The organism is Alkalimarinus coralli (genome assembly GCF_023650515.1).
GTDB lineage: Bacteria > Pseudomonadota > Gammaproteobacteria > Pseudomonadales > Oleiphilaceae > Alkalimarinus > Alkalimarinus coralli.
Genome location: NZ_CP096016.1, coordinates 37283 through 47500, shown reverse-complemented (window position 1 = coordinate 47500; position 10218 = coordinate 37283). Strand labels below are relative to the sequence as shown.

Annotated in this window: 9 protein-coding genes; 1 reads left to right on the top strand and 8 read right to left on the bottom strand. The window is 45.3% G+C overall.

Going from position 1 to position 10218, the window contains the following annotated elements:
* Positions 1-159: 159 nt before the first annotated feature.
* The 6 genes from msrQ to MY523_RS00195 form a co-directional block, all read right to left on the bottom strand.
* Positions 160-774, bottom strand: coding sequence for a protein-methionine-sulfoxide reductase heme-binding subunit MsrQ (msrQ, locus tag MY523_RS00220; protein WP_250656804.1), 615 nt, complete (start codon positions 772-774; stop codon positions 160-162).
* Positions 774-1748, bottom strand: coding sequence for a protein-methionine-sulfoxide reductase catalytic subunit MsrP (gene msrP, locus MY523_RS00215; protein ID WP_250656803.1), 975 nt, complete (start codon positions 1746-1748; stop codon positions 774-776). Before msrP ends, msrQ begins: the two co-directional genes overlap by 1 nt.
* Positions 1749-1854: 106 nt before the next feature.
* On the bottom strand, positions 1855-2688 hold the full coding sequence (gene pssA, locus MY523_RS00210; protein ID WP_250656802.1) for a CDP-diacylglycerol--serine O-phosphatidyltransferase: 834 nt from the start codon (positions 2686-2688) through the stop codon (positions 1855-1857).
* A 189-nt stretch (positions 2689-2877) separates the two neighbouring features.
* A complete protein-coding gene (gene ilvC / locus MY523_RS00205; RefSeq protein ID WP_250656801.1) occupies positions 2878-3888 on the bottom strand; it encodes a ketol-acid reductoisomerase in 1011 nt (336 codons plus the stop codon).
* A 69-nt stretch (positions 3889-3957) separates the two neighbouring features.
* Complete coding sequence (gene ilvN, locus MY523_RS00200; protein WP_250656800.1) at positions 3958-4449, bottom strand: acetolactate synthase small subunit; 492 nt, start codon at positions 4447-4449, stop codon at positions 3958-3960.
* 2 nt (positions 4450-4451) lie between these two features.
* Complete coding sequence (locus MY523_RS00195; protein ID WP_250658867.1) at positions 4452-6170, bottom strand: acetolactate synthase 3 large subunit; 1719 nt, start codon at positions 6168-6170, stop codon at positions 4452-4454.
* A gap of 488 nt (positions 6171-6658) precedes the next feature.
* Here MY523_RS00195 and MY523_RS00190 point away from each other — a divergent pair, with 488 nt between their 5' ends.
* Entirely contained in the window at positions 6659-7114 is a 456-nt protein-coding gene (locus tag MY523_RS00190; RefSeq protein WP_250656799.1) for a DUF4124 domain-containing protein, read from the top strand.
* Between the two features lie 57 nt (positions 7115-7171).
* On the opposite strand, the gene MY523_RS00185 is transcribed toward MY523_RS00190, so the two are convergent.
* Positions 7172-7423, bottom strand: coding sequence for an HP1242/YdcH family protein (locus MY523_RS00185; RefSeq protein WP_250656798.1), 252 nt, complete (start codon positions 7421-7423; stop codon positions 7172-7174).
* Between the two features lie 142 nt (positions 7424-7565).
* Positions 7566-10148: an ATP-dependent chaperone ClpB gene (clpB, locus tag MY523_RS00180; RefSeq protein WP_250656797.1), complete on the bottom strand. Its 2583-nt coding sequence runs from the start codon at positions 10146-10148 to the stop codon at positions 7566-7568.
* Between the last annotated feature and the right edge of the window lie 70 nt (positions 10149-10218).

Genomic DNA, 10218 nt, shown 5'->3' with positions numbered 1-10218 from the left:
CCTGGATCGACTTAAATCATTAAAACAAAATTACAAAAAGTAAATCTATTTCAATAACTTACCGCTTCAGTTAAAACACCTTATCCGGTGTCTCCGTCAGAAGAGGGGCGCATTATATAGCGTTAAGCGCTGGCGTCAATAGATAACCGAAAATATAAACTAAAAAATCTTTCGTCGAACCCCGGCCTGAAATCCACTTAAACCAAAACGCGCAACAAACAACACTAAAATAATGCTAAAATAAATAAAAGAACTAAAGTAGTCAGCCCTCTCCTGCCAAACAAAATGAACCAATACCAGCAGTATAATCAGGTAAACCAGACGATGGACAACCACCCACTTTTTGGCAAGCCTTCTCATCGACCACTTATTGGACGTAATTGCCAAAACGCTTAACAGCAGAAACGCCCCCAGCCCTACAAACATATAAGGTCGCTTCAACAAGTCAGCCTGAATATTCTGCCAGTCGGCCAGAAATAACAAATACGCTGCGACATGCAAACTTGCATAAAAATAGGTATATAGCCCCAACATTCTTCTGAAGCGAGCCATCCAGGAAAAACCAGTAAGCCTCCTTACAGGCGTAATCGAGACTGTAACTAACAACAGATTAAAGGCTACAACAGCCAAATATTCCACTACAGCAAGCGCAGGATCACTACCGATATCTCCCAGCAACACCCAAACCAATAAATACAACAGGGGTAACAACAGCAAACCAAATAGGATGAATTTGGCAGCAGCACTTCTAGCAAATGTATCGATTACAGCCATTAGTAATACTTACTCAAATCCATGCCAGTGTATAACTGGGCAACATACTCACCATAACCATTAAACATTTCTGTCTTACGGGTATTTCTATTGAATAACGTACCAGGAAGCCTCCGCTCAATTTTTTGGCTCCAGCGAGGATGGTCGACATTGGGGTTCACATTTGCGTAGAAACCATACTCACCAGGCGCTATTGCCTCCCAAGAAGTAAGTTTCCGCACCGTTAGAAATTTAATCTTTACGATAGATTTAATACTTTTAAATCCATATTTCCAAGGAACAACAAGCCTCAATGGAGCACCATTTTGGTTTGGCAGCTCCTTCCCATAGAGGCCTACAGCCATAAAGGTTAACGGGTTTATAGCCTCATCCATTCTCAAACCCTCGACATACGGCCATTTGATTGACGAAAAACTCGACCTCTGCCCCCTTAACTCAGAAGGGCGATACAGCGTCTCAAAAAACACATACTTAGCCGCCGAAGTCGGCTTTAGTCTTTTAATAAGATCAGCAAGAGGAAATCCAAGCCAAGGGATAACCATCGACCAGGCTTCAACACAACGAAGCCGATATATTCGTTCTTCTAACGCATGAGGTTTTACTAAATCTTCAAGATGATATGTCCCCGGCTTTTCAACCTCCCCCTCCACTTTAACAGACCAAGGTTCAACCGATAGCTCCGAGGAATATTTTGAAGGATCCGACTTATCAACCCCAAACTCATAAAAGTTATTATGACGCGTAACATCCTTATAAGGAGTCAGCTCTTCACTGGTACTGAATGGGGAAATCGAGCTGCTTCGCCGACTATTTGTTAGAGAGAGGTTTTGCGCAGCCACTGCTAGTTGAGGCGCCGAAAAACCCAAAAGAGCACTACCAAGCGCCCCCGCTATAAACCGCCTCCGCCCCGTATAAATTGATTCAGGGGTAATTTCTGAAGAGGAAATTCTTGACGGTTTATAAGTTGACTTCATACCTGCTCCCAAAATTACCTAACCTTAAAGCGCCAGGAGTTAGACAATTTTGAGCAGGTTAGTTCAAAAAGCTATCGCGCTGAACATAAAAGCAGAAGAATGGATATTACTTTTCATTCCGGCTTTTACGCAACACAGCCTGACATGGCCCCGAAAGGGCATAGACTAAAAAGCTAATCAACAATACCGTAGCAGGGTCATAGGCCACGACAGAAATAACCAGAACTACAATAAGGATTGCTGTAAACGGAACTCGCCGTTTTAAATCCAAGTCTTTAAATGAGTAGTATCGAATATTACTGACCATCAATATGCCAACACCAGCAACCACAAACAACATTAACATCGAAGCAAAAGTGGAATCAGCTATAGCATGTATGTGATAGATCCATATCAACCCTGCAACGACACCCGCTGCAGCCGGGCTAGGCAACCCAACAAAAAAGCGACTGTCCACTGAACCAATTTGCGTATTAAACCGAGCCAATCGTAATGCGGCACCAACGACCAATATAAATGTACCAATCCACCCCAGGTTACCGAGCGTATTCAAATTCATTGAAAAGGCGACCAACGCTGGCGCTACACCAAAAGCCACCATATCAGCAAGGCTATCATATTGCTCACCAAACTTACTTTGCGTATTGGTCATTCTAGCAACACGGCCATCCAGCCCATCAAGGATCATTGAAATAAAAATAGCTATCGCGGCTTTATCAAAATCACTGTTCATCCCTGCAACAATGGCATAAAACGCAGAAAACAGAGACGCCGTTGTAAACAAGTTCGGAAGTAAATAGACCCCCTTTTTCCGAATTAATGAGCCACCTACCACCTCTTCCTCTATAACCTCTGCGCCCAATTCATCTGCATGTGATGAATCAAGCACGGCATTGGAATCAACAGCGCCTTCTTCCGATGAATCACGATGATCATTCATAGATAACACAACCTTTCTTGTAAGATCTCAAAAGCAATATAATAGCATCACATCTTTAAATTTGATAAACCATCACATTAAACTCAGGTAAGACTTCAAATAAAACCAAGCAACACCGAAAAAAAAAGCACCCACCAGTCCATGAAAGAACCAATGAGTGCCTTTTTGGAGCTAATAATGAACTAGAACTTAGTTCTTGCTCTTATCAACGATTTTATTAATCCACGGCATCATACCACGCAACTTCTCACCCACCTGCTCGATAGGGTGTGCCGCATTATTACGACGATATGCTGTCATTGAAGGATAGTTAGTCGCACCTTCAGAAATAAACATCTTCGCATACTCACCATTTTGAATACGCTTGAGCGCATTGCGCATTGCTTCGCGGGATTCTGCGTTAATAACTTCAGGGCCAGTTACGTACTCACCGTACTCTGCATTGTTCGAGATCGAGTAGTTCATGTTTGCAATACCCCCCTCGTACATCAAGTCCACGATTAGCTTTAGCTCGTGCAGACATTCGAAGTAAGCCATTTCCGGTGCATAACCCGCCTCTGTCAGGGTTTCAAAGCCCATTTTAACAAGCTCTACCGCACCACCACAAAGTACTGCCTGCTCGCCAAATAAGTCAGTCTCTGTTTCATCTTTAAATGTCGTTTCGATAATACCAGTACGCCCACCACCTACACCTGAGGCATATGACAGTGCAACGTCTTTTGCTTTACCAGAAGCGTCCTGATAAACCGCAACTAGATCAGGGATACCACCACCCTTAACAAACTCAGAACGAACAGTATGACCCGGCGCCTTAGGAGCAATCATGATGACATCAAGATCTGCACGAGGAACAACCTGGTTATAATGGATCGCAAACCCGTGAGCGAATGCCAGCGTTGAGCCTTCTTTTAGGTTTGGCTCTATTTCAGCCTTATATAACTGAGACTGAAACTCATCAGGCGTAAGAATCATGACCACGTCAGCACCTGAAACGGCTTCAGCAACAGGCTTAACAACCAAGCCATGAGCCTCTGCCTTGGCAACTGAAGTAGAGTTAGTTCTCAAGCCAACAGTGACATCAACTCCAGAATCTTTAAGGTTACATGCGTGTGCATGACCTTGAGAACCGTAACCGATAATGGCTACTTTTTTACCCTGAATGATAGAAAGATCACAATCTTTATCGTAATAAACCTGCATGAGATTCTCCTGTACTTTTGCATCCTTTGACACAAATAACGTTATTAAAAAAATAGCTCACAACAAATGCTATAAGCTCAATACTTTTTCGCCCCTGGCAATACCTGACACACCCGAACGAACCACTTCAAGAATACAACTAGTGCCAATTGTCTGAATAAATGCATCCAACTTATCACTGTTTCCAGTCAACTGCACGGTGTAAACAGAGCTGGTAACATCAACAATCTGCCCACGAAAAATATCCACTGTTCGTTTAATTTCCGCTCGCTGTGAGCCTGACGCCTTAACCTTAATAAGCATCAACTCGCGTTCAATGTGCGTGCCTTCAGTTAAATCTACAAGCTTCACCACCTCTATCAATTTGTTCAACTGTTTGGTGATTTGCTCTATAACTTTATCAGACCCGGTTGTAGTGACTGTCATCCTGGATAAAGTAGGATCTTCAGTCGCCGCAACCGTTAAGGTTTCGATGTTGTAATTGCGCTGCGAAAACAACCCCACTACTCGGGAGAGTGCTCCAGGCTCGTTTTCAAGCAATACCGAGATAATACGGCGCATTATTAAGTCCTCTCCGTCTTGCTTAACCACATATCTTTCATAGAGCCTCTAGCGATCTGCATAGGGTAGACATGCTCATGAGGATCAACCATTACGTTGATAAACACCAACTTATCTTTCATTGCAAACGCCTTCTCAAGCGTAGGCTCCAGATCCTCAAGCTTCTCAACCGTAAGGCCAATATGCCCATATGCCTCAACCAGCTTGGTAAAGTCAGGCAACGACTTCATATAAGACTGAGCATGGCGGGACTCATAATTCATGTCCTGCCACTGCTTAACCATCCCTAAAGACTGGTTGTTTAGAATAAGAACCTTAACCGGCAAATCATACTGTTTGCAGGTAGACAGCTCCTGGATGTTCATCTGAATACTGCCCTCACCGGTAACACAGACGACATCATGATCCGGAAAGTTCAGTTTCACACCCATCGCAGCAGGAAAACCAAAGCCCATCGTCCCCAACCCGCCCGAGTTAATCCAGCGGTTGGGCTTGTCAAACTTATAGTACTGAGCAGCAAACATCTGATGCTGACCAACATCAGAGGTTACATACGCTTCCCCTTTGGTGACCTTATAGAGCGCTTCAATCGCCTGCTGAGGCTTAATGCTGGTTTCACTAGACTCAAAACGCCCGCCGTGAAAAGCTTTCCACTCGTCGATGCTTTTCCACCATGACGCCAACGCGTCTTTGTCAGGCGTTTGCTTGCTTTCTCTGATAAGTGCCAGCATCTCTTTCAAAACAGAGTCCACAGGCCCCACTATAGGAACATCAACCTCAACAGTCTTAGAAATTGAGGCAGGATCAATATCGATATGCACGATACGCGCGCCAGGACAGAACTTTTCAACCGCATTCGTCACCCGGTCATCAAAGCGGGCACCTATCGAGACAATAAGGTCAGCATGGTGCATGGCCATATTGGCCTCATAACTCCCATGCATCCCTAGCATGCCCAGATACTGTCTATCAGTGGCAGGGTACCCACCCAACCCCATCAGCGTGTTGGTGACCGGGTAGTTCAGCAACTGAGCAAGCTCTGCGAGCTTATCAGAAGCCTTACCCAAGATAACGCCGCCACCTGCATAAAGAACAGGTCTTTTGGCAGCCAACAGCATATCCACTGCTTTCTTGATTTGACCTGAGTGGCCTCTTACGACAGGGTTATACGAACGTAGCTTAACCTTCTTGGGGTAAACGTATTCATACCTTTCATTAGGCGTGGTCATATCCTTGGGAATATCAACAACGACCGGACCCGGGCGACCTGTTTCTGCCAGGTAATAGGCCTTCTTGAGAATCTCAGGGATCTCGGATGGATGCTGGACAGAAAGGTTATGCTTAACAACCGGTCGTGAGACCCCCATCATATCCGTTTCCTGAAACGCATCCTCCCCCACTAGCGTGGAAGGAACCTGACCACACAATACAACCATGGGTATCGAATCAGTAAAAGCTGTTGCAATACCCGTTACTGTATTGGTAGCTCCTGGTCCCGATGTCACCAATACGGTACCTGCTCGACCCGTTGCACGAGCATAGCCGTCAGCCATATGCGTCGCTGCCTGCTCATGCCTCACTAAAATATGCTTTACTTTATCCTGACGAAATAATGCGTCATAGATATGTAGTACGGACCCTCCAGGGTACCCGTATATATACTCAATGCCCTCGTCTTGTAAAAAACGGGCTATCATGTCAGCGCCAGACAATAGCTCCACGGTAAACCACCCTCTCGTTTGCGTTTTTCGAAGCAACCACCAATCCAGGGAGCCTGAATATCAATCTCTTATGAAGACTGATGTCAGATAGACATTACACACATAGCAAATCTTGAGAGGTTATCTCCTGATTATCTAAACCATCTTTATTCGTGACTTAGAGCTATACATTTAAAAAATGACTGCCGCGAGGCTTAAGCCTGCGACAATGCTACGCATGTTCAACAATATTACTGCTCGGGGTTACCTGCTGTAGATACCCCCCTGATTTGGGCAACCGACAATTCTGACACCAACTAAACGATAGTCAATAGTAATTGCCATTTTCAGTGATAATATGTCTCATTTTCGCTATATTCTCAGCCATTTCCTGGTATTTATGTCTATAGTTAAGTTAAAGCTGAGCTAGACCTACAGATAGTGAAGCCCGGTTACAAATGACTTATTATGCTCTTCAGACAAATTAACAACCAATAAACGTGGGTGACATGAAGCTAACGTACACATTTTTTATTACAACTGCAGTCCTTGCCTCATCTTTTATCACTCTCCCTAGTTATGCTGGAAAAGTGTATAAGTGGACAGATGAAAACGGCGTCATTCACTATGGTGACAAACGCCCTGAAGGCGCAAAGTCGGAAACATTAAGAGTGGAATCAAAATCATCTGCACCCCGGACATCCGTTCAAGACCAACTGAAATCGCTTGAAGAAAAACAGCAAAAAGAAAACCTGGCCAAACAAGAGCAAGAAAAAAGCAAAAAAGCTAAAGAACAAAACCAGTTACGATGCACCCAGGCTAAAGAAAACCTGCAAACAATCGAAAACAATGCACGAATACGAATAGAAGAGAATGGCGAGCTGAGGTACATGACCCCAGAAGAAATCACCGCAAAAAAGGATGAAATGAATAAAATAGTCGAAGAAGCTTGCAGCCAAAACTAGGCGGATTCAGTTTATATTCATGAAATCAGTTAAAAGGGCCATTACGGCCCTTTATAACTATGCTGTTGCTTCTGCATTTTTCAACATCTGAAACAACTCATCTTTGAGCTTAAGGCGGTTTACCTTCCGGCCCTCCAAATACTCATCGGTGGGCGTTTCAACGCCGGTTTCAATCCGGTGAATCTCATGATCAACCTCATGGTAAGCTTCAAAGAGCTTTGCAAAATGAGCATTGTTCATCTTCATGTCACGAATCTGATCTCTATATTCCGGCAACTCATGGATAAGGTCATGCTTCTCTAGCGTCATACTGTTTCCTTCTACTTATTAGGTATACTTATTATTCCAGATCCAGTTTGCGCCCACCCTGCATTTTAAACCCTGATAGAGATCAATCATCCAATAAAAAGCGCGACAACTGCCGCGCTTAGTTTACTGTAAAGTCCAGTTTCTAAGCCTTTACCTTAAAGGTAACGTCGTCACCCTCGACCGTGGCAACAATGGTATCCCCCCGCTTGAAATGACCCGATAAGATGTCTTGCGACAACGGATTTTCTACCCACTTTTGAATAGCCCGTTTCAACGGCCTTGCTCCGTAAACGGGGTCATAACCTGCTTCAGACAACTTACCCAGCGCATCAGAACTGACCTCCAAGGTCATCTCCTGCTCACTGAGTCGAGAGTTTAACAATTTCAACTGAATTGATGCGATACCTTGAATTTGCTCTGCACCCAACGGATGGAAAACAACCACCTCATCTATTCGGTTAATAAACTCAGGCCGGAAATGACCTCCCACAACCTCCATGACAGCATTTCTCATTTCATCGTATTGCTCGTCATTTCCACCCATAGCCTGGATCACATCTGACCCCAGGTTCGATGTCATAACAATAACGGTGTTCCTAAAATCCACCGTGCGCCCCTGACCGTCGGTTAAGCGGCCATCCTCAAGCACCTGAAGCAAAATGTTGAATACGTCAGGGTGCGCCTTTTCAACCTCATCCAACAGCAAGACAGAGTAGGGCCTTCTTCTTACCGCTTCCGTCAAGTAGCCACCCTCTTCGTAGCCAACATAGCCTGGGGGCGCACCAATCAACCGGGCAACAGAGTGTTTCTCCATGAATTCCGACATATCAATTCGCACCATTGCCTCGTCTGTATCAAACAGAAAAGACGCCAATGCCTTACATAACTCAGTCTTACCAACACCTGTCGGGCCGAGAAACAGGAAGGAGCCATTTGGTCTATTGGGATCTGCCAAACCAGCACGGGAGCGCCTGACAGCATCAGATACTGCACTTACTGCCTCTGCCTGACCGATAACCCGGCCATGAAGCTCATCTTCCATTCTCAGCAGCTTTTCACGTTCACCCTCTAACATTTTTGAAACCGGTATTCCGGTCCACTTTGAGACAATCTCTGCTATTTCCTCATCTGTGACCCGGTTGCGCAATAACGTCATTTCCATCATTTCTGCTTGGCTAGCCATATCTAGCTGGCGCTCCAGCTCAGGGATCATGCCATACTGCAGCTCTGACATCTTAGCCAGATCCCCCGTTCGCCTGGCCGCTTCCAGGTCAACTCTAGCCTGCTCCAGATCACTTTTGATTTTCTGAGAACCATGAAGAGCCGCCTTTTCAGTTTTCCAGATCTCTTCGAGGTCAGCAAACTCCTTCTCTGCGGTTTTAATCACAGTATCGATGTCTGCCAAACGCTGCCTTGAGGCCTGATCCGTCTCCTTTTTAAGCGCTTCGCGCTCTATTTTCAGCTGAATCAAGCGCCGTTCAAGCCGATCTAATGCTTCCGGCTTTGAGTCCATCTCCATACGGATCTGGCTTGCGGCCTCATCGACTAAATCGATCGCCTTGTCAGGGAGCTGTCGGTCAGTTATATAACGATGAGACAACTTAGCCGCAGCAATAATTGCACCATCGGTAATTTCCACACCGTGGTGAACTTCATAGCGCTCTTTTAGGCCTCTCAAAATCGCAATTGAGTCTTCGACATTCGGCTCGTCGACCAACACCTTCTGGAACCGCCTTTCCAGCGCCGCATCCTTTTCTATGTACTCGCGGTATTCATTGAGCGTTGTCGCCCCCACACAATGAAGTTCTCCTCGCGCCAATGCAGGCTTGAGCATATTGCCCGCATCCATCGAGCCCTCTGCCTTACCAGCTCCGACCATGGTATGAATTTCATCAATAAACAGGATGACTTGGCCTTCCTGTTTAGCAAGGTCATTTAGCACCCCTTTCAAGCGCTCTTCGAATTCTCCTCGAAACTTAGCGCCCGCAATAAGCGTTCCCATATCTAACGATAATACGCGCTTATCTTTTAGCCCTTCTGGCACCTCACCATTCACAATTCGCTGAGCTAACCCTTCAACTATCGCCGTTTTACCAACGCCAGGCTCGCCAATAAGGACAGGATTATTTTTGCGTCGACGTTGCAGTACCTGAATGGTACGCCGAATCTCATCATCACGCCCAATAACCGGGTCAAGCTTACCCTCTTCTGCGCTTGCGGTAAGGTCAATAGTAAAACGCTCCAGTGCCTGCCTATTCTCTTCTGCCCCTTGATCATTCACTGCTTCACCACCTCGAATCCGGTCAATTGCGCCTTCCAACTGTTTACGATCTACGCCCGCATCCTTTAGAAGTTTCCCTAAAACACCTTTATCATCCAATGCGGCTAACAAAACAAGCTCACTTGAAATAAACTGGTCTTGTCTCTGTTGTGATAACTTGTCAGACATATTCAATAGCCGTCCGAGATCGTTAGACATATGAATATCGCCATCACTTCCTTGAACCTGCGGTAACAGCTCAACCTGCTGCGCTACATTTTTTTTGAATGCGGCAACATCAACCCCGACTTGCTGGAGCAGCGAAGCAATGCTACTGCCCTGCTGATCAAGCAAAGCCTGAATCAGGTGAATCGGCTCGATGAAGTTATGGTCTTTTCCTATAGCGATAGACTGAGCATCAGACAGCGCAGTCTGTAACCGGCTGGTTAATTTATCCATTCTCATTTGGTTCCCCCAATAAGCGACAATTTATCCCCGATCACAAGTGATCAACACTAATACAATAAACTTACTT